The sequence below is a fragment of the Streptococcus mitis genome (assembly GCF_946190065.1).
GTDB classification, from domain to species: domain Bacteria; phylum Bacillota; class Bacilli; order Lactobacillales; family Streptococcaceae; genus Streptococcus; species Streptococcus mitis_DE.
Window position 1 is genome coordinate 52,553 of record NZ_CAMHZD010000007.1, and the last position, 21,262, is coordinate 73,814.

23 protein-coding genes and 1 tRNA gene are annotated in these 21,262 nt (G+C 39.2%); 18 read left to right on the forward strand and 6 right to left on the reverse strand.

Annotated features, from left to right (window positions below; genetic code table 11):
• The first annotated feature begins 11 nt into the window (after positions 1-11).
• The 6 genes from pflA (at position 12) to OCF96_RS04705 (ending at position 5,150) form a co-directional block, all read left to right on the forward strand.
• Entirely contained in the window at positions 12-806 is a 795-nt protein-coding gene (pflA, locus tag OCF96_RS04680) for a pyruvate formate-lyase-activating protein (RefSeq protein WP_033683045.1), read from the forward strand.
• 319 nt (positions 807-1,125) lie between these two features.
• Positions 1,126-1,836 (forward strand): ABC transporter ATP-binding protein, encoded by a 711-nt coding sequence (locus OCF96_RS04685; RefSeq protein ID WP_261446577.1) that lies wholly within the window; start codon positions 1,126-1,128, stop codon positions 1,834-1,836.
• A 1-nt stretch (position 1,837) separates the two neighbouring features.
• Positions 1,838-2,623: an ABC transporter permease gene (locus OCF96_RS04690; RefSeq protein WP_020901991.1), complete on the forward strand. Its 786-nt coding sequence runs from the start codon at positions 1,838-1,840 to the stop codon at positions 2,621-2,623.
• A 1-nt stretch (position 2,624) separates the two neighbouring features.
• Positions 2,625-3,344 (forward strand): ABC transporter permease, encoded by a 720-nt coding sequence (locus OCF96_RS04695; protein WP_020901992.1) that lies wholly within the window; start codon positions 2,625-2,627, stop codon positions 3,342-3,344.
• Positions 3,345-3,405: 61 nt separating this feature from the next.
• Positions 3,406-4,092: a response regulator transcription factor gene (locus OCF96_RS04700; protein WP_020901993.1), complete on the forward strand. Its 687-nt coding sequence runs from the start codon at positions 3,406-3,408 to the stop codon at positions 4,090-4,092.
• A complete protein-coding gene (locus tag OCF96_RS04705; RefSeq protein WP_125416614.1) occupies positions 4,062-5,150 on the forward strand; it encodes a sensor histidine kinase in 1,089 nt (362 codons plus the stop codon). Before OCF96_RS04700 ends, OCF96_RS04705 begins: the two co-directional genes overlap by 31 nt.
• Before the next feature lie 240 nt (positions 5,151-5,390).
• Here OCF96_RS04705 and lnu(C) read toward each other — a convergent pair whose 3' ends face one another.
• From lnu(C) to OCF96_RS04725, 4 genes are all read right to left on the reverse strand, one after another.
• A complete protein-coding gene (lnu(C), locus tag OCF96_RS04710) occupies positions 5,391-5,885 on the reverse strand; it encodes a lincosamide nucleotidyltransferase Lnu(C) (protein ID WP_019543803.1) in 495 nt (164 codons plus the stop codon).
• Between the two features lie 23 nt (positions 5,886-5,908).
• Positions 5,909-6,946 (reverse strand): IS1595-like element ISSag10 family transposase, encoded by a 1,038-nt coding sequence (locus OCF96_RS04715; RefSeq protein ID WP_002837184.1) that lies wholly within the window; start codon positions 6,944-6,946, stop codon positions 5,909-5,911.
• Between the two features lie 114 nt (positions 6,947-7,060).
• Entirely contained in the window at positions 7,061-7,987 is a 927-nt protein-coding gene (gene yidC, locus OCF96_RS04720; RefSeq protein ID WP_261446578.1) for a membrane protein insertase YidC, read from the reverse strand.
• Between the two features lie 77 nt (positions 7,988-8,064).
• Entirely contained in the window at positions 8,065-8,343 is a 279-nt protein-coding gene (locus OCF96_RS04725; RefSeq protein ID WP_001174616.1) for an acylphosphatase, read from the reverse strand.
• A gap of 33 nt (positions 8,344-8,376) precedes the next feature.
• Here OCF96_RS04725 and OCF96_RS04730 point away from each other — a divergent pair, with 33 nt between their 5' ends.
• Together OCF96_RS04730 and OCF96_RS04735 are read left to right on the forward strand one after the other, a co-directional pair.
• Positions 8,377-9,117: a TrmH family RNA methyltransferase gene (locus OCF96_RS04730; RefSeq protein WP_125416616.1), complete on the forward strand. Its 741-nt coding sequence runs from the start codon at positions 8,377-8,379 to the stop codon at positions 9,115-9,117.
• Between the two features lie 54 nt (positions 9,118-9,171).
• Complete coding sequence (locus OCF96_RS04735; RefSeq protein ID WP_084861995.1) at positions 9,172-9,855, forward strand: Bax inhibitor-1/YccA family protein; 684 nt, start codon at positions 9,172-9,174, stop codon at positions 9,853-9,855.
• Between the two features lie 280 nt (positions 9,856-10,135).
• Here OCF96_RS04735 and OCF96_RS04740 read toward each other — a convergent pair whose 3' ends face one another.
• The gene (locus OCF96_RS04740) at positions 10,136-11,302 is read right to left on the reverse strand and encodes an IS30 family transposase (protein WP_143951979.1); all 1,167 of its coding nucleotides are present in this window, start codon (positions 11,300-11,302) and stop codon (positions 10,136-10,138) included.
• 206 nt (positions 11,303-11,508) lie between these two features.
• Between OCF96_RS04740 and asnA the strand changes: the two genes are divergently transcribed.
• The 9 genes from asnA (at position 11,509) to OCF96_RS04785 (ending at position 18,842) form a co-directional block, all read left to right on the forward strand.
• Positions 11,509-12,501 carry an aspartate--ammonia ligase gene (asnA, locus tag OCF96_RS04745; protein WP_000748003.1) on the forward strand — a complete coding sequence of 331 codons (993 nt, stop codon included), beginning with the start codon at positions 11,509-11,511 and terminating at the stop codon, positions 12,499-12,501.
• 64 nt (positions 12,502-12,565) lie between these two features.
• Entirely contained in the window at positions 12,566-13,105 is a 540-nt protein-coding gene (gene rsmD, locus OCF96_RS04750) for a 16S rRNA (guanine(966)-N(2))-methyltransferase RsmD (RefSeq protein ID WP_218757219.1), read from the forward strand.
• Positions 13,095-13,583 (forward strand): pantetheine-phosphate adenylyltransferase, encoded by a 489-nt coding sequence (gene coaD / locus OCF96_RS04755; protein ID WP_261446579.1) that lies wholly within the window; start codon positions 13,095-13,097, stop codon positions 13,581-13,583. Before rsmD ends, coaD begins: the two co-directional genes overlap by 11 nt.
• Positions 13,567-14,604 carry a SepM family pheromone-processing serine protease gene (locus OCF96_RS04760; RefSeq protein WP_000727281.1) on the forward strand — a complete coding sequence of 346 codons (1,038 nt, stop codon included), beginning with the start codon at positions 13,567-13,569 and terminating at the stop codon, positions 14,602-14,604. Before coaD ends, OCF96_RS04760 begins: the two co-directional genes overlap by 17 nt.
• A 57-nt stretch (positions 14,605-14,661) precedes the next feature.
• Complete coding sequence (locus tag OCF96_RS04765) at positions 14,662-14,892, forward strand: DUF1146 family protein (RefSeq protein WP_000250399.1); 231 nt, start codon at positions 14,662-14,664, stop codon at positions 14,890-14,892.
• Positions 14,893-14,915: 23 nt separating this feature from the next.
• On the forward strand, positions 14,916-16,199 hold the full coding sequence (gene murA, locus OCF96_RS04770; protein WP_261446580.1) for a UDP-N-acetylglucosamine 1-carboxyvinyltransferase: 1,284 nt from the start codon (positions 14,916-14,918) through the stop codon (positions 16,197-16,199).
• On the forward strand, positions 16,192-16,380 hold the full coding sequence (locus tag OCF96_RS04775; protein ID WP_033681371.1) for a DNA-directed RNA polymerase subunit beta: 189 nt from the start codon (positions 16,192-16,194) through the stop codon (positions 16,378-16,380). The genes murA and OCF96_RS04775 overlap by 8 nt, the downstream gene beginning before the upstream one ends.
• Before the next feature lie 38 nt (positions 16,381-16,418).
• Positions 16,419-17,243, forward strand: coding sequence for a DNA-entry nuclease EndA (gene endA, locus OCF96_RS04780; protein ID WP_033681260.1), 825 nt, complete (start codon positions 16,419-16,421; stop codon positions 17,241-17,243).
• Between the two features lie 267 nt (positions 17,244-17,510).
• The gene (locus tag OCF96_RS04785) at positions 17,511-18,842 is read left to right on the forward strand and encodes a hemolysin family protein (RefSeq protein ID WP_261446581.1); all 1,332 of its coding nucleotides are present in this window, start codon (positions 17,511-17,513) and stop codon (positions 18,840-18,842) included.
• A 196-nt stretch (positions 18,843-19,038) separates the two neighbouring features.
• Here the strand turns inward: OCF96_RS04785 and OCF96_RS04790 are convergent.
• Positions 19,039-19,109 (reverse strand) — tRNA-Cys (locus tag OCF96_RS04790).
• Positions 19,110-19,270: 161 nt separating this feature from the next.
• On the opposite strand from OCF96_RS04790, the gene OCF96_RS04795 reads away from it, so the two are divergent.
• The gene (locus OCF96_RS04795; RefSeq protein ID WP_004255889.1) at positions 19,271-21,259 is read left to right on the forward strand and encodes a peptide ABC transporter substrate-binding protein; all 1,989 of its coding nucleotides are present in this window, start codon (positions 19,271-19,273) and stop codon (positions 21,257-21,259) included.
• Positions 21,260-21,262 lie beyond the last annotated feature (3 nt).

Genomic DNA, 21,262 nt, shown 5'->3' on the forward strand with positions numbered 1-21,262 from the left:
AAGGTAACGATATGTCTGAAGAAACAATTGATTATGGACAAGTGACAGGAATGGTGCATTCGACAGAAAGCTTTGGGTCAGTAGATGGGCCTGGTATTCGCTTTATTGTCTTTTTGCAGGGCTGTCACATGCGTTGCCAGTATTGCCACAACCCGGACACTTGGGCTATGGAGTCCAATAAATCACGTGAACGGACGGTAGATGATGTCTTGGCAGAGGCCTTGCGCTACCGTGGTTTCTGGGGAAATAAGGGTGGGATTACAGTCAGTGGAGGAGAAGCCCTCTTGCAGATTGATTTCCTAATTGCCCTCTTTACCAAGGCCAAGGAACAAGGAATCCACTGTACCTTGGATACCTGTGCCCTGCCTTTCCGTAATAAACCACGTTACCTTGAGAAGTTTGACAAACTCATGGCTGTTACTGACTTGGTTCTCTTGGATATCAAGGAAATCAACGAAGAACAGCACAAAATTGTCACTAGCCAAACCAATAAAAATATCTTGGCCTGTGCCCAGTATCTATCAGATATCGGGAAACCTGTCTGGATTCGCCACGTGCTAGTTCCAGGTTTGACAGACAGAGATGATGACTTGATTGAACTTGGTAAATTCGTCAAGACTCTCAAAAATGTGGATAAGTTTGAAATTCTACCATATCATACCATGGGTGAGTTTAAATGGCGTGAATTGGGAATTCCTTATTCGCTCGAAGGGGTTAAACCACCAACAGCAGACCGCGTCAAGAACGCTAAAAAACTCATGGATACCGAAAGTTACCAAGACTATATGAAACGTGTACATGGATAAAAAAGAAGCCTGATGGAAACATCGGGCTTTTAAATTTACACAAATATAGATAATTAAATGAAACAAAATTTTATACTCTTCGAAAATCTCTTCAAACCACGTCAGCGTCGCTTTGTCGTATATATGTGACTGACTTCGTCAGTCTTATCTACAACCTCAAAACCGTGTTTTGAGCAGCCTGCGGCTAGCTTCCTAGTTTGCTCTTTGATTTTCATTGAGTATTAAATCTTTTGACTCTTGAAATTCTGAAAAAAATCCGAAAATGAGTGTATAAGATATAGTTACTTTTAGAAATATTAAATAGAATAGGAGAACATCTATGGAACAAAGTATTACCATTAAAAATTTATGTAAGTCGTATGGCCAAACTCAAATTTTAAAAGATATTTCTTTTGAAGCAAAAGCAGGTAAAGTGACTGCTTTCCTGGGTCCAAATGGAGCTGGTAAAAGTTCAACCTTACGTATTTTATTAGGATTAGACAAAGCAACATCTGGTCTTACCAAAATTGGAGATCAAACTTATAAGGAATTAAAATTTCCTCTAAAGACTGTAGGAGCTTCATTTGACAGTGTAGGAGCTCCTGATGATCGGACTGTTTATCAACATTTGAAAATTGTTGCTGCTAGTAATGGGATATCCAGTCAGCGAATTGAACAAGTCTTGGATATGGTGGATATTAGTCATAAGAAAAAATCTAAAATTGGGAAATTATCATTAGGAGAAGGACAACGCTTGGGAATTGCAACAGCTCTATTAGGAAATCCTCAATATCTGATATTGGATGAACCGACTAATGGGTTGGATCCAAGAGGAATTCGGTGGTTTAGAGAGTTTATAAAAAAACAAGCTCAAGAAGGGAAGACCGTCTTACTGTCATCTCATATATTATCGAAAGTGGAAGCAGTAACAGATGATGTAGTTATCATAAATAAAGGAAAAGTTCTTATAAAAGGGACTTTACAAGAAGTGATGAAAAATCTTTCTTCACTAGAGGAAGTCTTCTTTAGTTTAACAGAGGGAGGGAAGTGACATGGCACTTATTTACTCTCTTCATTCTGAAATATTGAAATTACTTTATAATAGAGCTACTCATGTTGTACTATTCTTGATACTGGTATTTCAAACGTTTTTAGCAAATATTGGTGCTTCTCAAATTGTTTCAGTTGGTATCCATGCTACACCAGAGACAAATCCAGATTTAGCAGAGGCCTTACCTCCTATTGAATTTTTAGGTTTTGATGTCACTTTATTTGGTGTTTTTATTATGATTATCCTAGGCTCAATTTACGGAGCCGAGGAATACAAAGGCTTGGCTATTCGTACAAGCCTCCTCTCTGTTACAAATCGAAGTACTTTCCTAGTTTCAAAAACATTAGTTTGGCTTATATTTTCTTTTATCATTTCCTTTCTATCAATATTCTTGACAATTAACATGACACATTATGTTTTAGGACAAGATGGCTTATTGCTTTTTTTACTAAATGGAACAGTTTGGTTCTATATATTTTTAGCCAGTATAGCTTGGACTTTGTTGGGACTGCTGGCCTATATTATGGCTTTGACATTTAAAACAGCCATTGTTCCTCTATTATTTTTGCTTCCTCAAGTCTACAATTTAGGAACATTCTTAGCAAACTATATATCGGTTGCAAAATTTCTTCCAGTTGCATTGGGGCAAGGATTGATTGCTACATCTCCTCAAATTTTAGAATATAATAGTTTACAAAATATTTTACTTTTACTTTGTTGGAACTTCTCATTCTTGGCTTTAGCAATCTACCGCTTACTTAAGTCAGATATTGGAGGAGGTGAATAAGTTGAAAGAGCAACTTAAAAGTGAGTATCTCAAGTTTATTATGAATCCGTGGCACTGGTTGATTATAGGTGCTCTATTACTGTGTGTTCCAGCGTTAGTTATTTTTTTAAATAATAAGCCAGACCAGTTGACCCTACAGTTTGTTTTGGAACAGCTACTGCAAAGTCTCTATTTAGGACAGGCGGGTTTCATTAGTCTAGCTGTTCTATTTATAGGTCAAGAATTTACAGGTTCTAGCCTTCGTACCAGTTTTCTTACATGTCCAAATCGTTTGATATTTATAATCTGTAAACTAGCTATTGTATTATGTATGGAAATTGTATTATTGGTTGCTGTAATATCATTATGCATACTAATCGCGCAAGGATACTACAATATCAATCTTTTGAGTAATATTAAACATGTTCTAACAATTCTATTTCCAGCTTGTATTTCTATTCTAACCTTCTCTCTTTTAAGTGGTATTTTTGTATTTATTTCCCAGTCTTTTATCTTAATTTTGGGAATAAGTTTATCCCTTTTATTGGGGTTGGGACAAATGTTATTACAATTCAGTTCTTTTTTTAGAAATTTACCATTACTGGCTAGTATGAATTGTTTTTATACCTATCCATTGTCTCTTTATTATCCAGTGTGGCAAGGCTTAGGGATACAAATAGTTTGGTTATTAATTGTTTTTCTATTTGCTACATTGATACTTATAGGAAAAAATGTACGCTAAAGACAGGGGATATCCTGTCTTTTTCTCAGTTAGTGCTATAATATATTCAGGAGGGTGAGTTATGGCTTATAAAATTTTGGTTGTAGATGATGATCTTGCTATTCTTCGCCTAATAAAAAAAGTACTAGAATATGAAAAATATGAAGTAGTCATACGAAATAAGATAGAAGAGATTGATCTTTGTGATTTTACAGGCTTTGACTTGATTCTATTAGATATTATGATGCCTGTTAGTGGTTTAGAAATCTGTCAGATGATTCGCGAGCAGATAACTGTTCCTATCTGTTTTATAACTGCCAAGGATATGGATGAAGACTTAGTAGCTGGAATCAATGCAGGTGCTGATGATTATATTATGAAGCCCTTTAGTATGCAAGAACTTTTAGCACGTGTTAAAATGCACTTGCGTCGTGAAGAACGGACTAAAGGAAATGTTCATCAAATAAAGATTGGGAAGCTTATACTATATACGGATAGTAAGGAACTATTTGTAAACGATGATAAGATTGCCTTGACAAGGAGGGAATTTGATATAGTGAATCTTTTAGCAAGCACCCCAAGTAGAATATACTCTATAGAGGAAATTTATAATTATCTATATCCACAAAGTTCCGAAGCTCTTTTACGTTCGGTTTCAGAGTATATTTATCAAATTCGTCAAAAGCTGAAACCTTATCAATTAAATCCAATTAAAACCTTGTATGGTGGAGGATATCAATGGGTAGAATCAAAAGTTTTAGACAATTAATTCGAGAAACCTGTTGGAGAATTATTTGGCAGTTTAGTCTTGGCTTACTAATGGCCTATCTTATTCCCTTAGCTTCAGTATCTATACAAATAAATGAAGATGGGAAACCTTTAAACAATAGTGGTGTTCTATCAATCTTTTTTAATGTGTCATCATGGATATATATTTGTGTTTTATTGATTATTCTAATAAGTTATCACATTGGAAAATTGTTGAAAAAACTGAGTTATGAAATGACTTTGATTTATGAAAATAGTATGTGGTTGGAGAAGGAATGTACAGAAAGTTTAACGGTTAAAGAATTTCGCGAGACAGGAAATCGGATTATTGTGATGCAAGATAGAATTCGACAATTAATAGTTGATGAGAAACAGCAGAAGGAAGATTTAATGTTTCAGGTTTCAGCAGCTTCTCATGATTTAAAAACTCCCTTAACCATTATTAGGGGAAATGTGGAATTTTTGCAGACGATAACTGAAAACGACCAATCTCAAGAATGCTTAGCAGATATAGAAAGAGCTAGTCAACAGTTACTAGATTATTTCAATCAATTGATTCACTATTCTAAAACCTATTATGATGATGAGACAGGTTGGACGGAGTATTCCTCTTCAGATTTTATCAATGAATTAGAGAAAGAAGTCTCTTTTTTGATAAAAAATCAGATGAAGTTTTCTTTTGAACAAAATGTGAAAGGAACTGAAAACTATTATATAAATCCATCTCTTCTGATTCGTGCCATACAAAATATTTTAACAAATGCTTTGGAATACGCCGATAAACAGAATCCTAAAATTAACATTAGGGTAGAGCAAGAGGAGAAAGAATTGAAAATAGGCATATGGAATAATGGCTCGGAATTTCCAGATGAAGTTTTAAATAATTTTGGAAAGCTCTTTTATCGTATGGATAAAGCTAGATCGTATAAAGAGCAACATTATGGTATTGGACTGAGTTTTGTATGTAGAGTTGCAAAACTACACAAAGGCCGAGTTGAGCTTAGAAATAGAGACGCGGGAGCAGAAGTTTTAATAACTGTGAATTGTATTAAATCATAGTGATTTACTTGTTAATTTATGATTGAATAGTTTTTTATATGTGAGCTTTTAAACTATTTAACGTTTTCGATTAGTATAAGATGTAACGGTAGATAATAAAAACGAATGATGATATCTAGTTGATGAAAACTATTTATCATTCATTCGTTTTTTTAATTAGGCTATGTCACAACAAACAGTTGATAAATAGCCATTTTTATAGGGGAGTATCAGAACTCCCCTACAAACTGTTATTTGCAGTTATCTATACTCATTTGGAATTTCGATATGAAGTGTCTCACACAATAACTTCACATCATGTGCATCATTTTCATCAAACTCGTATCCCAGATGGAACATTACTTGACTATATGGTTCAATACAGGAAACCTCTATTTCCTCAATTCTTCCTTTACCCGAAAAAGTTTCTACCGGAAAACAATCCCCATCATAAAGAATTTCACCTTCGTCCGTATATTCAAAACAATGCAAATCAATAATTCTGTTTTTCAAATCTTCCCATACAGTATGGTTCAATGTTGTATATTCCATCTTAATCTCATAAAAGCCATTAGCTTTCATTATTTCTATAAAGTTCTGATAATCGTTCTTTTCTACAAAAATGTCAATATCATTATGGGCTCTTGACTGATATCCAAGAAGAGCATCTACACCCCAGCCACCATCAAGAAAGACTTTAATCTCCGCATCTATTGCAAATTGAAGAATCTGTTTTACATCTGTTATATTGACCATCTTATCATCTCCACAAATTCTAATTAGGCGACCAGAGGAACTGCTGGTCTGTTTGATAAATCTCTGCATTTAGCAGTTTTCAATGTTGCCAAAACGAAAGTTAAGAAGATGTTCCTTTTCTCCATGTCGCTTTCTTTGGCGTAATTTACAAGGTTATTCCACACAAGATAGTTGTTCAGATACTTGGTAGAAACACCGTTAAAGCCACGCATAAACCTCTTTAGCTGGCTATGGTAGCTATTGATATGTTGGATATTATAAATGCCTTTCTTGGCTTTGCCAGTCTTTAACTGCACAAGGTCAATGCCATTGGCATTTGTAAATCTCACATAGGAGTTCATCTTGTCCGTAACAAGAGTGGAATTGGTCTTAATCCTACCATCATAAATATGATGTAAATCTCTTGTAGAAACTCTACCAGTATTCGTAATCTTGGAGATAGACAAGCCATTCCTATTAACCGCACAAGGAACACATACCTTTTCTTGGGACAAGCCTCTGATATGTGTAGAATGACCACGCTTATGAGCCTTGCGTGGCATAGCAAATGTCTTACTCTTGCTATGATTGCCCTTGTACGAGATGGCGAAAAAAGTTTCGTCAGCCTCAATAATGCCGTCAAGGGTAACATCGTCTGCCATATTCTGAAGTGCATCCAAAATCTTGTGTCTCCAAAGGAATGCGGTGTTTCTGTGAATCCCACAAGCAACAGCAGTCTTACGAATGGATAAGCCATTCATCATACAATCAATGTACTGCTCCCACACGGACAAGTCTTTTCTTGTACCAGACACAATGGAGTTCGTAGCAATCACGAAGGACTTGCCACAATCCTTACATACATATCGCTGTGTGCCATCTTTACGATGACCATTGCGAACCACATGGATACAGCCACAAAGAGGGCATACACGACCATTTGCAAAGCGTTCCTTTGCTACGAAATCTTCAATATTCAAAGACTTTACAAAGGCAGGACTTAAAAGCATTGTTTTAAGGCTTTCCTGCTCTGCGACAGTCAACTTACCGATAATATCTAATGCGTCTTTGATAGTAGGCATATCCAATTACCTCCTTCGGTGGTACTGTTTCTTACTATTATTATACGCTATTTCTCGTCAAAATCAACCATTTGTTGTGACAGAGCCTTTAATTATTGGATAATTTACGTAGCCTTATCTCGAACGTTGTTTTCCAGCGTTGCGATTTTTATGTTTTTTCTTGCTTGTGATAGCAGTTGGTTGTCCAGGGGTAACGTCTTTTCGTCCACTTGGTGTAGAGAAAGTACTTGCTTTTGCTGGGTTCTTTGCCAGTTCTTCACGGACTTTTTTGCGAAGTTTTGGACGAACGATATAGTTGACGATAAACTGTTGGAGAATCATCATGAAACCACCGACAACCCAGTAAAGTGTGACACTGGCTGGTGAAATGAGGGAGAAGACAACAATCGTGATTGGGCTCACGTAAGCCATTTTCTTGATTTGTTCTCTTTGCGTTTCGTCTTCTACTCCGTGAAGTGAAAGGAGCGATTGAAGATAGTAAAGGACACCTGCGCAGGCAACCAAAATCATACTTGGAGAACCTAGAGGAATGCCTAGGTAGCTTGCTTGAGCAACCCCTTCAGTATGTTGGGCAGCAAAGTAGATAGCTGAGAAGAAAGGCATTTGAAGGAGGATAGGGAAACATCCTACACCACCAAACATGCTGATGCCGTGTTCTTTTTGAGCGGCAAAGAGAGCTTGTTGGGCTTCGAGTTTTTCTTCTTGAGTAGTCGCTTCCTTGAGACGTGTTTGGTGTGGCTCAAGGACGTGCTTGAGGGCGTTCATCTTTTCAGAGTGAAGCGTTGCCTTCCATGATTGGTAGATACCAAGTGGCAAGATAATCAAGCGCACGATAATGGTTACGATGATGATAGCGACACCAAAGCCTAGACCTTGATCAGTAGCGAAGTACTTGATAGCTTCAGCCATAGGCGCTCCGATAGTATTCCAAATAAATCCTATTGGCTTTCCTGTGGCTTTATCGACTCTAACACAGCCAGTCAAGACTAGCAACATAGCCACTCCCATAGCTGAGAGTGCAAAACGTTTAATAGATTTCACTGTTTTTATTCCTTCTTTAAAAATTATACCTTTCTATTCTACTGTTTTTTTACAAAATATACAATAGTTCTAGAGACCTAATTTGCGATTTTAAAGTCAGGATAGGGAGGAAAGTTGCTCAGTTTGACATCTAAGTAGCTGACTTTTGAAAAAGGCGTCGGTCCTTTCCGGATTTCTTGGATAAATTTTGCCATGGTAGCAGATGAGTCTGCTTGGGCTAAGATTTCCACTGTGCCATCGTCGTTATTCCAGACTCGACCTGTTATGCCACCGATTTCGAGAGCCAAGCTGTAAACACCCCAACGAAAGCCGACTCCCTGCACCCTGCCTTGGGCAATCATTCTAACCTTTTGCATACCAAACCCCTTTGATTGTGTTATAATATTTCTATGACTATTATAACCTCAAAAGCCAATTCTGTGGTAAAAAATGCCAAGAAATTACACCAAAAAAAATACCGTAAGTCTACTTATTTGATTGAAGGTTGGCACTTGTTTGAAGAAACTGTTCAAGCTGGAGTGACGATTGAGAAAATTTTTGCCCTAGAAAGTTATAGAGATCAGTTATCTGCTTTTCCGCAAATTGTCTGGGTGTCAGAGGAGATTTTGCGGGATTTGGCAGATACGCAAACACCTCAAGGCATTGTCGCAGTTATTCAAAAAGAAGAAGTGGGACCGCCTGATTTTAGTCAGGGTAAGTTTCTATTTTTAGAAGATGTCCAAGATCCTGGTAATGTAGGTACCATGATTCGGACTGCGGACGCGGCAGGTTTGACAGGGGTCATTGTTTCAGACAAGTCAGCGGATATTTACAGTCTCAAGACTCTGCGTTCCATGCAAGGAAGCCATTTTCATTTGCCCATCTATCGTATGCCTGTTGCTACCTTTATAGAAGAGGCAAAGAAGAGCAATTTGCCCATTCTGGCAACGACCTTATCGAGAGATTCCAAGGATTATCGTGAGCTTTCTCCCCTAGAAAATTTTGCTTTAGTCATGGGAAATGAAGGGCAAGGGATTAGTCCTATCATGGCTGAAAGTGCCAATCAGCTGGTTCATATTGGTATGAAAGGTAGGGCGGAGAGTCTCAATGTGGCAGTTGCCGCAGGCATTTTGATGTTTTATTTCAGCTAATTTAAAAAAACTTTGTTATAATCAAGATATAGTTATAGAAAAAGGAGAATCAGAATGAATCAAACAATTATTCAAGAACGTTCAGGTCTCAATCAATTTTACGCTAAGGTTTATGCCTTTGTAGGGATTGGAATTGGACTATCAGCTCTGGTGTCAGCTTTGATGTTGACAGTCTTTCAGGCTCAATTGACTTACTTTTTAATGCATGGCCGTCTCTGGTTGATGGTTGCAACTTTTGCAGAACTTGCTCTGGTATTTGTTGCAAGTAGCATGGCTGCAAAAAATAGCCCAGCAGCTCTGCCAGTATTTCTAGTATACTCCCTACTGAATGGCTTCACCCTTAGCTTTGTCGTAGCCTTCTATACACCGGGAACAGTTTTGTCAGCCTTTGTATCCAGCGCTCTTCTCTTCTTTGTCATGGCGGCAATCGGGATTTTCACCAAGAAGGATTTGAGTGGAATGGGACGAGCTTTGATGGCGGCGCTTGTTGGTCTCATCATTGCCATGGTTGTGAATCTATTTTTAGCCAATAGCTTCTTTGACTACATGATTAGTATTGCCATGGTCTTGGTTTTCTCTGGTTTGATTGCTTGGGATAATCAAAAGATTCGCTATGTTTATGAGCAGTCACGAGGACAAGTAGCGACAGGTTGGATCATCTCAATGGCACTCAGTATCTATCTTGATTTTATCAATCTTTTCCTCAGTATTCTACGTATCTTTGGTCGCAATGACTAAAGGTCCATGAAATCAGTGTTCGAAGGAGGGTAAATTCGCAAACTAAGTTCCACCGCTAGTAGAAGTGGAAGTTAGTCTGATAAAAATCCTAAAAACCAGTGGAAATCCGTGTCAGGGTAAGTTCCACTGGTTTTACTAATGCTTGATTTCATCGCTTTTGTAACCAAAAGGAATCGAAAAAAAGAGCGCACAAAATCCCCTCATCTGAAAGCGTTTCAGATTAAGTTCCGCTATGGTGGAAGTTAGTGTGAGACGTTTGAATGCGGTTAAAGGTTAGTTTTTAGAACTTATGTTGGAGTAATTTCGAAGACTGACAGACGTCTTCTGCAGGTATTTTAGAAATACCTAGAAGCTTAGGAATCTCTTCTCCATAGGTAAAGGCAAAGAGCTCATAGGCTGACTTTCCATTCAAAGCAGCACGTTTGACACTGTTGACATGAGAGCAGACGAGATTGATGTCCTCTTGAGTTAAGTTGTCAAAAGCAGTTCCCTTAGGTAGAATGTCTCGAATCAGTGTGTGGTTTTTCTCAATTCTCCCTTTCTGGTCAGAGCGATTAGGGTCACAAAAGAAGAGTTTACTCTCTCCTCGCACATCCATTTCGATATCATCAACCCTGGCAAACTCTCCACCATTATCGGTAAGAATGACAGGAAAGAGTTGGAAGAAATCTTTATCAGCTTCATGAAGAGTGTTCTTGATGGTATAGAGGTGTTTGGTAACCTCAAGGGCAGTTTTATTATCCAGAAGCCTAGCGAAGATAAAGTTACAGAAAGACAGGTTGAAGGTAAGTAGGACTTTACCTCCCATCCTCCCCAGAACTGTGTCCATTTCCAGCCAAGAGTCTAGTTGATTAAGGACTAAATAGTTTTGGAAATCCTCATAGGAACGGCCTTTTTTAGCTTCTTTAGGGATGGAAGGTAGTTTCCTTTTCCGTCTTTCTTTGAATTTAACGGCTCTGGCTAGGTCAATATGAGCGATAGATAGGTATCCTTTTCGGATGTGTCGATAGACGGTTGAGGAACTGACATCAAGGTTATGAGTTTTGAGGATATGATAGATGTGTTGTCCCTTTTTAACACCATCAGAAATGACTTTGTCCATGTCCCAGAAGGCCTTGGAATTAAGGGGAGTTCCTTCACGAGCTTCGACAAGAGTTTGTTCGTACTGTTTTTGAGCTTGTTTAGCAAGGTAGAAGATTTTTTTAAATCCACAATTTTGTCTTCTTTTAGGGCATCCATTACAGACAAAGGGAGCCTTATCGAGTAAAGGGCAAGGAAGGTTATCGCATGTAGACTCTCGGACTTGTCTGTTTCGTTTGACTTCTTTGGAAACAGTAGTTGGGTCTTTTAGAATGGATTGTCCGATAGCTTTGAAGGTTTCACCGCGCTCTAAGCCTAATTGGATATCATTACGGTCTGAAAGGGTAAGGTGTTTATGTTTTGTCATAGTAGACCTCATTTCTAACTCAAACGTCTCACACTTAATTCCACCATAAAAATCCGTTTTAGACTAATTTCCACTTTGGTTGGGCAAGTGGAAGTTACTTTGAGAAATTAGCGTGTTCGAAGGAGCACTGATTTTTTTAAATTTTCTCTTTTCTTTTCTTGGAAATAGGTGTATAATGCTTTTAATTAATTTTTGAGGAGTAGCCTATGAAGAAAAGTTTTATCCATCAACAAGAAGAAATTTCCTTTGTCAAAAACACTTTTACCCAGTATTTGAAAGATAAGTTAGAAGTTGTCGAAGTTCAAGGTCCTATCTTGAGCAGGGTCGGCGACGGGATGCAGGATAATTTATCAGGTGTTGAGAATGCCGTATCGGTCAAGGTTCTCCAAATTCCTGATGCTACTTATGAAGTGGTGCACTCCCTTGCCAAATGGAAACGCCATACCTTAGCTCGTTTTGGTTTCGGTGAGGGTGAAGGTCTTTTCGTCCACATGAAGGCCCTTCGTCCAGACGAAGATTCGCTGGATGCGACCCACTCTGTTTATGTTGACCAGTGGGACTGGGAGAAAGTTATCCCAAATGGTAAACGGAATATCGCTTATCTAAAAGAAACAGTTGAGAAGATTTACAAGGCCATTCGCCTGACTGAGCTAGCTGTTGAAGCCCGCTATGACATCGAATCAATCTTGCCAAAACAAATCACTTTTATCCACACAGAAGAGTTGGTAGAACGCTACCCAGACTTGACACCAAAAGAGCGTGAAAATGCTATTTGTAAAGAATTTGGAGCAGTCTTCTTGATCGGTATCGGTGGTGAATTACCAGACGGTAAACCGCACGATGGACGTGCACCAGACTACGATGACTGGACAAGCGAATCTGAAAATGGCTACAAGGGTCTGAATGGTGATATTCTTGTTTGGAATGAGTCTTTAGGTGGAGCCTTTGAGTTGTCTTCTATGGGAATCCGTGTAGATGAAGAAACGCTTCGTCGTCAGGTTGCCATCACAGGTGATGAAGACCGCTTGGAATTGGAATGGCACAAGGCTTTGTTGAATGGCCTATTCCCATTGACAATCGGTGGAGGAATTGGACAATCTCGGATGGCTATGTTCTTACTTCGCAAGAAACATATCGGAGAAGTGCAAACAAGTGTTTGGCCTCAAGAAGTCCGCGATACTTACGAAAATATTTTGTAGAGAATCGAACCGCAAGGTTCGGTTTTCTTTCTCTTTTCGCCCATAATTTGGTATAATAAACGGTATGAAAATCGTATCAGGAATCTATGGGGGACGTCCCCTCAAGACACTAGAAGGCAAGACGACAAGACCAACTTCGGATAAGGTTAGGGGAGCTATTTTTAACATGATTGGTCCCTACTTTGAAGGTGGACGAGTCTTGGACCTGTATGCAGGTAGTGGTGGTTTATCTATCGAGGCAGTATCGCGTGGCATGTCCAGCGCTGTTTTGGTGGAGCGAGACCGTAAGGCTCAGGCTATCGTGGCTGAAAATATTCAGATGACCAAGGAAGTTGGAAAATTTCAACTCCTCAAGATGGATGCAGAAAGGGCATTGGAACAGGTATCTGGGGAATTTGACCTCATTTTCTTAGACCCTCCTTATGCCAAGGAACAAATCGTAGCAGATATTGAAAAAATGGCTGAGAGAGCGCTTTTTTCTGAAGATGTCATGGTCGTGTGTGAGACGGATAAGGCCGTTGAACTTCCAGAAGAAATTGCCTGTCTTGGTATCTGGAAGGAAAAGATTTATGGAATTAGTAAGGTGACAGTCTATGTCAGATAAGATTGGATTATTCACAGGCTCATTTGATCCGATGACAAATGGGCATCTGGATATGATTGAACGGGCTAGCAAACTCTTTGATAAGCTCTATGTCGGTATTTTTTTTAATCCCCATAAACAAGGATTTCTCCCTATCGAAAATCGTAAACGGGGGCTAGAAGATGCTTTGAAACATTTGGGAAATGTTGAAGTCGTGTCTTCTCATGATGAATTGGTGGTTGATGTTGCAAAAAGACTGGGGGCTACTTTCCTAGTGCGAGGCTTGAGAAATGCGTCGGATTTGCAATATGAAGCCAGTTTTGATTACTACAACCATCAACTGTCTCCTGATATAGAGACCATTTATTTACATAGCCGACCTGAACATCTCTATATCAGTTCATCCGGTGTTAGAGAGCTTTTGAAGTTTGGTCAGGATATTGCTTACTATGTTCCCGAGAGTATTTTGGAGGAAATAAGAAATGAAAAAAAAGATTAGATGGCCCTTATACGTCATTGCGGCCTTGATTGTGACTTTCTTGGCGTTTGTAGTGCCCTTGCCCTATTATATAGAGGTTCCAGGCGGTTCAGAAGATATTCGCCAAGTCCTTAAAGTAAATGACACAGAAGATAAGGAAGCTGGTGCCTATCAATTCGTTACGGTTGGTGTCCAGCATGCCACTTTAGCTCATATGATTTATGCATGGTTGACGCCTTTTACAGATATTCGTAGTGCTCAGGAGACTACAGGTGGTTCTTCCGATGTTGAATTTATGCGGATCAATCAATTCTACATGCAAACATCGCAAAATATGGCCAAGTATCAAGGGTTAAAAACAGCTGGTAAGGATATTGAACTCAAATATCTTGGGGTTTATGTCTTGACTGTGACGGATAATTCGACCTTTAAAGGGATTCTCAACATTTCTGATACGGTCACAGCAGTCAATGATCAGACCTTTGATAGTTCCAAAGACTTGATTGATTACGTCAATTCTCAAAAATTAGGGGATTCTGTCAAGGTCACCTATGAAGAAGATGGGCAAACCAAGTCTGCAGAAGGAAAAATCATTACGCTAGAAAATGGCAAAAATGGAATTGGAATCGGCTTGATTGACCGTACAGAAGTAACCAGTGATGTCCCAATTCGCTTTTCTACAGCTGGTATTGGCGGTCCAAGTGCTGGCCTCATGTTTAGTCTGGCCATCTATACCCAAATAGCTGACCCTGGCCTTCGTAATGGCCGTATTGTTGCCGGTACAGGTACCATTGACCGCGATGGCAATGTGGGGGACATTGGAGGTATTGATAAGAAAGTTGTAGCTTCTGCTAGAGAAGGTGCCGCTATTTTCTTTGCACCTGATAATCCCGTTAGCGAAGAAGAACAAAAAGCGCATCCGGATGCGAAAAATAACTACCAAACAGCCCTGGAAGCCGCTAAAACAATCAAGACAGATATGAAAATCGTGCCTGTTAAAACCCTACAAGATGCAATTGATTACTTGAAAAACAATCCCTAGTTTTTAAGTGAAGTTTCCAAACTAGCGCACAAACAGAGAAGATGGTATAATAGTCAAATGGTTCAATTATTATTCACTCTAAGCAGTCACATGCTCTTTATTTATGTGAGTTTTTACCTTTTAAAGAATCTTGTTAGATGGGAAAAGGTTTTAAAAGTAACAGCTGAGAACACAGGAAAAGTTCGTTTACTAGTAGCTTTTTTCAGCATTGTAATGGGCTATATCATGAGTTCTTTCTTTATCAGCCTATATCAGTTGTGGCAAGAAGCGCTTAGAGGATTATTATAAAATCAAGAGTAAAGGAAATAAGTATGGAAAAAATTGTGGTTCAAGGTGGCGATAATCGTCTGGTAGGAAGTGTTACGATCGAAGGAGCAAAGAATGCAGTCTTGCCTTTGTTGGCAGCGACTATTCTAGCAAGTGAAGGAAAGACCGTCTTGCAGAATGTTCCTATCTTGTCAGATGTTTTCACTATGAATCAGGTGGTTCGCGGTTTAAATGCCAAGGTGGATTTTAATGAAGAAGCTCATCTTGTTGAGGTGGACGCGACTGGCAATATCACAGAGGAGGCTCCTTACAAGTATGTCAGCAAGATGCGCGCCTCCATCGTTGTCTTGGGGCCAATTCTTGCCCGTGTGGGTCATGCTAAGGTATCCATGCCAGGTGGTTGTACGATTGGTAGCCGCCCTATTGATCTTCATTTGAAAGGTCTAGAAGCTATGGGGGCTAAAATCAGCCAGACAGCTGGTTATATCGAAGCCAAGGCAGATCGCTTACATGGAGCTCATATCTACATGGACTTCCCAAGTGTTGGTGCAACGCAGAACTTGATGATGGCTGCGACTCTGGCTGATGGTGTGACAGTGATTGAGAATGCTGCGCGTGAGCCTGAGATTGTTGACTTAGCCATTCTCCTCAATGAAATGGGAGCCAAGGTTAAAGGTGCTGGTACAGAGACCATTACCATTACCGGTGTTGAGAAACTTCATGGTACGACTCACAATGTAGTCCAAGACCGTATCGAAGCAGGAACCTTTATGGTAGCTGCTGCCATGACTGGTGGTGATGTCTTGATTCGAGACGCTGTCTGGGAGCACAACCGTCCCTTGATTGCCAAATTGCTTGAAATGGAAGTGGAAGTGACAGAGGAGACTGAAGGAATTCGAGTTCGCTCTCAACTAGAAAATTTAAAAGCTGTTCATGTGAAAACCTTGCCCCACCCAGGATTCCCAACAGATATGCAGGCTCAATTTACAGCCTTGATGACTGTCGCAAAAGGCGAATCAACTATGGTGGAGACAGTTTTTGAAAATCGTTTCCAACACCTAGAAGAAATGCGTCGTATGGGCCTGCACTCTGAGATTATCCGTGATACAGCTCGTATTGTTGGTGGACAAGCTTTGCAGGGAGCAGAAGTTCTTTCAACTGACCTTCGTGCCAGCGCAGCCTTGATTTTGACAGGTTTGGTAGCACAAGGAGAAACTGTAGTTGGTAAATTGGTTCACTTGGATAGAGGTTACTACCGTTTCCATGAGAAGTTAGCGCAGCTAGGTGCTAAGATTCAGCGGATTGAGGCAAGTGATGAAGATGAATAAGAAATCAAGCTACGTAATCAAGCGTTTACTTTTAGTCATCATAGTACTGTTTTTAGGTGCTCTTGCCCTAGGAATCGGTCTAATGGTAGGCTATGGAATCTTGGGAAAGGGTCAAGATCCATGGGCCATCCTGTCTCCAGCAAAATGGCAGGAATTGATTCATAAATTTACAGGAAATTAGGCTGGAGAACCAGTCTTTTTCTAGAGATAAGGAGAAAAATGGATAAAAAAACAAGACAGACACTGATCGGACTGCTAGTGTTATTGCTTTTATCTGCGGGAAGCTATTATATCAAGCAGATGCAGTCGACACCTAATAGTCCTAAAACAAAGGTTAGTCAGAAAAAACAAGCGTCTGAAGCTCCTAGTCAAGAATTGGCAGAAAGTGTCTTAACAGACACAGTCAAAAGCCAAATAAAAGGGAGTCTTGAGTGGAATGGCTCAGGTGCTTTTATCGTCAATGGTAATAAAACAAACCTAGATGCCAAGGTTTCAAGTAAGCCCTACGCTGATAATAAAACAAAGACAGTGGGCAAGGAAACCGTACCAACTGTAGCAAATGCCCTCTTGTCTAAGGCTACTCGTCAGTACAAGAATCGGGAAGAAACTGGGAATGGATCGACTTCTTGGACTCCTCCAGGCTGGCATCAGGTCAAGAATCTAAAGGGATCTTATACGCATGCCGTCGATAGAGGTCACTTGTTGGGCTATGCCTTAATCGGTGGCTTGGATGGTTTTGATGCCTCAACAAGTAATCCTAAAAACATTGCTGTTCAGACAGCCTGGGCAAATCAGGCACAAGCCGAGGATTCGACTGGTCAAAACTATTATGAAAGCTTGGTGCGTAAAGCCTTAGACCAAAACAAGCGTGTCCGTTACCGTGTAACTCTTTATTATGCTTCAAACGAGGATTTAGTTCCTTCAGCTTCACAGATTGAAGCCAAGTCTTCAGACGGAGAATTGGAATTTAATGTTCTAGTTCCCAATGTTCAAAAAGGGCTTCAACTGGATTACCGAACTGGAGAAGTGACTGTTACTCAGTAAAATACAAAATAAACTCCTATGTCACTTGTGGATATAGGAGTTCTTTCTTACTAGTTTAAGCAGGGCTACAATAGACACGGATACTCAATGAAAATCAAAGTGCAAACTAGGAAGCTAGCCGCAGCTTGCTCAAAGCACAGCTTTGAGGTTGCAGATGAAGCTGACGTGGTTTGAGGAGATTTTCGAAGAGTATGAGAAAAAATAATATGTACTGGACTATATTTTGTGATATAATAAAGGATAAGATACTATTTTAGGAGAAGAACTATGGAAGACCCAAGTAGTCAGAATTTGTTGCTACAATTTGTTTTATTGTTTATCTTGACGGTATTAAATGCCTTTTTCTCAGCCACAGAAATGGCCATGGTTTCACTTAACCGTGCGCGGGTTGAACAAAAGGCAGAAGAAGGAGATAGACGCTATATCCGTCTGTTGAAGGTACTAGAAAATCCTAACCACTTTTTATCAACCATTCAAGTAGGGATTACCCTGATTACGATCTTATCAGGGGCGAGTTTGGCAGACACTCTGGGACGAGAAATTGCATCTTGGCTTGGAAATGGTGAAACATCTTATGCCGTTGCAAGTTTTCTGTCTTTAGCATTTTTGACTTATATTTCCATCGTTTTTGGGGAATTGTATCCTAAGAGAATCGCTCTTAATCTAAAGGATGCCTTAGCGATTCGTACAGCGCCAGTTATTATTGGATTGGGGAAACTAGTTAGTCCCTTTGTTTGGCTCTTATCTGCATCTACCAATCTTTTGAGTCGCTTGACTCCTATGACCTTTGACGATGCTGACGAAAAAATGACCCGTGATGAAATTGAGTACATGCTGACAAATAGTGAAGAAACACTAGATGCTGACGAAATTGAAATGTTACAAGGGATTTTTTCACTGGACGAATTAATGGCCAGAGAAGTTATGGTTCCTCGAACAGATGCCTTTATGGTCGATATTCAGGATGATAGTCAAACCATCATCCAAAGTATTTTAAAACAAAATTATTCTCGTATCCCTGTCTATGATGGGGATAAGGATAACGTGATTGGGATCATTCACACCAAGAGTCTCCTTAATGCGGGCTTTGTGGACGGTTTTGACAATATTGTTTGGAAGAAAATCTTACAAGATCCACTTTTTGTTCCTGAAACTATTTTTGTGGATGACTTGTTAAAAGAACTGCGCAATACCCAAAGACAAATGGCAATCTTGCTGGATGAATACGGTGGGATGGCTGGTTTGGTGACCCTGGAAGACCTCTTAGAGGAAATCGTTGGGGAAATCGATGACGAAACAGATAAGGCTGAAATCGAAGTTCATAAAATTGGAGAAGATACTTATATTGTTCAAGGTACCATGAATCTCAATGATTTTAATGACTACTTTGATGTTGAACTGGAAAGTGATGACGTTGATACCATCGCTGGTTACTATTTGACAGGAGTTGGGACCATTCCAACGACCGAGAAACTCAGTTATGAATTAGTCAGCCAAAACAAAAAGCTTATCCTAACCAATGATAAAGTGAAAAATGGACGTGTTACCAAGGTAAAAGTCCAAATTACCGAAGTTGAAATAGAAGAAGAAACAGAGTAAACTAGAGGCTTTTGTCACCAGGCGTGACGAAGCTTTTTTCAGTTGATTTCAAAAGGAAATTGTGTCCTCGAAAAACTCAGCCCCAAACTTGCCCCAAAAGTTTTTTAAAGTTATACGTATTTATTCAAGGAAAAAGAAAAAAGCCCTTTAAATTGGGCTTTCTGTTTAAATGAAACCTGATAAATCAAGTTAAAGAAGGCGGTAGACGGATTTGAACCGACGATCAAGCTTTTGCAGAGCCGTGCCTTACCACTTGGCTATACCGCCTTAACGTTTATTATTATACCTTGAAAATGATTTTCAGTCAATAGCTTTTTCAGATTTTTTGTATCAATAAGCCTAAATATTCTGAAAATTCGTTTACTTTTCTTGAAATCTATGATATAATTGATGATAACCTATACTTTATTTATAAGAGGAGTAAATAAATGAAAAAAAGTCAAGTGCTTGCTGTAGCGGGAGCTACCTTATTAGCGTCAGGAGTTCTAGCTGCGTGTTCAAACACTAGTTCAAATAATGCTAAACTAGCAAAAGATTACCAATATGTTTATCAAACAGATCCAGAAACCTTGGATTATATCGTCAGCAATATCGATTCAACATCATTCGTCACAACAAATGCTGTAGATGGTTTGTTGGCTAATGATAAATATGGTAACTTGGTTCCTTCTATTGCTGAATCATGGACAGTTTCAAAAGATGGTTTGACTTATACCTATAAAATCCGTAAGGATGCTAAATGGGTTACAGCAGAGGGAGAAGAATACGCTCCTGTAACTGCTAAAGACTTCGTTACTGGTTTGAAACATGCCGTAGATGGAAAATCAAAAGGACTTTCAATCGTTAGCTCTTCTATTAAGGGATTAGAAGCCTATATCAAGGGTGAAACAAGCGATTTTTCAACCGTTGGAGTAAAAGCACTTGATGATCAAACACTAGAATATACCTTGAACCAGCCAGAAACTTTCTGGAATGATAAGACCACTAGTGGTGTTTTGATGCCGGTTAATGAAGAATTCTTAACTTCAAAAGGTGAAGGTTTTGGTGCCCCAACCGATGCTAACTCTATTCTTTATAACGGTCCATTTGTCTTAAAATCTGTAACTCCAAAATCATCTATCGAGATGGCTAAAAATGATGCTTACTGGGACAAAGAAAATGTAAAAATTGAGAACGTTAAGTTCACTTTCTGGGATGGTAAGGACCAAGATGTGATTGCTAAAGGTTTTGCTGATGGTCAATATAGCAAGGCCCGTATCTTCCCTACAAGTTCTACATATGAAAAATATGCAGCTGACTTTAAAGATAACATTTACTTTAATGAACCAGGAGCGGGTGTTGCAACTGTCAGCTTGAATTATGGCCGTACAACCTATAACCACACTGCCAAAACAAGTGATACCCAAAAGACATCTACTCAGAAAGCATTGCTAAACAAGGAATTCCGTCAAGCCTTGAACTTTGCTGTCGATCGCAATTCTTACTCAGCTCAAACAAATGGTACTGATGGAGCTGCAGTAGCCATCCGTAATACGTTTGCACCTTATAATCTTCAAGTTGGTAAGAAAACATTTGGTGAATTGGTACAAGATAGCTTGGCTAAGACAAATTCTTCTACTTGGTCAAACGTGTCTCTAGCAGATTCTCAAAATGGCCTTTACAATGAAGAAAAAGCGAAAGAAGTCTTTGCTAAAGCCAAATCAAGTCTACAAGCTGAAGGTGTTGAATTCCCAATCCACTTGGATGCCCTGGTTATCCAAGAATCAACAGCGGTTGTAAACCGTGTTCAATCATTGAAACAATCAATTGAAAAAGTATTGGGTTCAGATAATGTTGTTGTAGACTTACAACAAATGACTCAAGCAGAAGCTTTACCAATTTCATTTAGCGCTCCAACAGCTAAAGAGCAAGACTGGGATATCCATACCTTGCTAGGATGGAACCCGGACTATCAAGATCCTTCTACTTTCTTGGATCAATTCGTCCTTAAGGGAGGAAGCACTCGTCTTTACCTTGGTATTGACCAAAACACAGATGCATCAGTAGTAAGCAAACTTGGTTTAGCTGACTATGGAAAATTACTTGATGACGCAAACAGCGAAAACCAAGATGTTCAAAAACGTTATGAAAAATACGCGGTGGCACAAGCTTGGTTGACTGATAATGCTTTGACAATTCCAGTAATGGCTTCTCCTAAAGAAACAGCCGTTTCATATGTTTCAAAAGTTCTACCATTTAGCTCTTCATATTCTGTAGCCGGCCTTAAAGGTGAAAATTCAGGATACTTGAAGTACACTGAAGTTGGTGAAAAAGCAATCACCAAAGAAGAGTATGAAAAAGCTCGTGAAAAATGGTTGAAAGAAAAGACTGAGTCAAACGAGAAAGCTCAAAAAGAATTGGCAAGTCATGTGAAGTAAATA

Coding starts and splice junctions, on each gene's coding strand:
- OCF96_RS04685 (WP_261446577.1), top strand. CDS start 1,126: ATGGAACAAAGTATTACCATTAAAAATTTATGTAAGTCGTATGGCCAA.
- coaD (WP_261446579.1), top strand. CDS start 13,095: ATGTCAGATAAGATTGGATTATTCACAGGCTCATTTGATCCGATGACA.
- OCF96_RS04760 (WP_000727281.1), top strand. CDS start 13,567: ATGAAAAAAAAGATTAGATGGCCCTTATACGTCATTGCGGCCTTGATT.
- OCF96_RS04795 (WP_004255889.1), top strand. CDS start 19,271: ATGAAAAAAAGTCAAGTGCTTGCTGTAGCGGGAGCTACCTTATTAGCG.
- OCF96_RS04740 (WP_143951979.1), bottom strand. CDS start 11,302: ATGACAAAACATAAACACCTTACCCTTTCAGACCGTAATGATATCCAA.
- OCF96_RS04700 (WP_020901993.1), top strand. CDS start 3,406: ATGGCTTATAAAATTTTGGTTGTAGATGATGATCTTGCTATTCTTCGC.
- rsmD (WP_218757219.1), top strand. CDS start 12,566: ATGAAAATCGTATCAGGAATCTATGGGGGACGTCCCCTCAAGACACTA.
- OCF96_RS04730 (WP_125416616.1), top strand. CDS start 8,377: ATGACTATTATAACCTCAAAAGCCAATTCTGTGGTAAAAAATGCCAAG.
- OCF96_RS04690 (WP_020901991.1), top strand. CDS start 1,838: ATGGCACTTATTTACTCTCTTCATTCTGAAATATTGAAATTACTTTAT.
- endA (WP_033681260.1), top strand. CDS start 16,419: ATGGATAAAAAAACAAGACAGACACTGATCGGACTGCTAGTGTTATTG.
- pflA (WP_033683045.1), top strand. CDS start 12: ATGTCTGAAGAAACAATTGATTATGGACAAGTGACAGGAATGGTGCAT.
- asnA (WP_000748003.1), top strand. CDS start 11,509: ATGAAGAAAAGTTTTATCCATCAACAAGAAGAAATTTCCTTTGTCAAA.
- OCF96_RS04775 (WP_033681371.1), top strand. CDS start 16,192: ATGAATAAGAAATCAAGCTACGTAATCAAGCGTTTACTTTTAGTCATC.
- OCF96_RS04725 (WP_001174616.1), bottom strand. CDS start 8,343: ATGCAAAAGGTTAGAATGATTGCCCAAGGCAGGGTGCAGGGAGTCGGC.
- OCF96_RS04715 (WP_002837184.1), bottom strand. CDS start 6,946: ATGCCTACTATCAAAGACGCATTAGATATTATCGGTAAGTTGACTGTC.
- OCF96_RS04735 (WP_084861995.1), top strand. CDS start 9,172: ATGAATCAAACAATTATTCAAGAACGTTCAGGTCTCAATCAATTTTAC.
- murA (WP_261446580.1), top strand. CDS start 14,916: ATGGAAAAAATTGTGGTTCAAGGTGGCGATAATCGTCTGGTAGGAAGT.
- OCF96_RS04705 (WP_125416614.1), top strand. CDS start 4,062: ATGGGTAGAATCAAAAGTTTTAGACAATTAATTCGAGAAACCTGTTGG.
- OCF96_RS04785 (WP_261446581.1), top strand. CDS start 17,511: ATGGAAGACCCAAGTAGTCAGAATTTGTTGCTACAATTTGTTTTATTG.
- OCF96_RS04765 (WP_000250399.1), top strand. CDS start 14,662: ATGGTTCAATTATTATTCACTCTAAGCAGTCACATGCTCTTTATTTAT.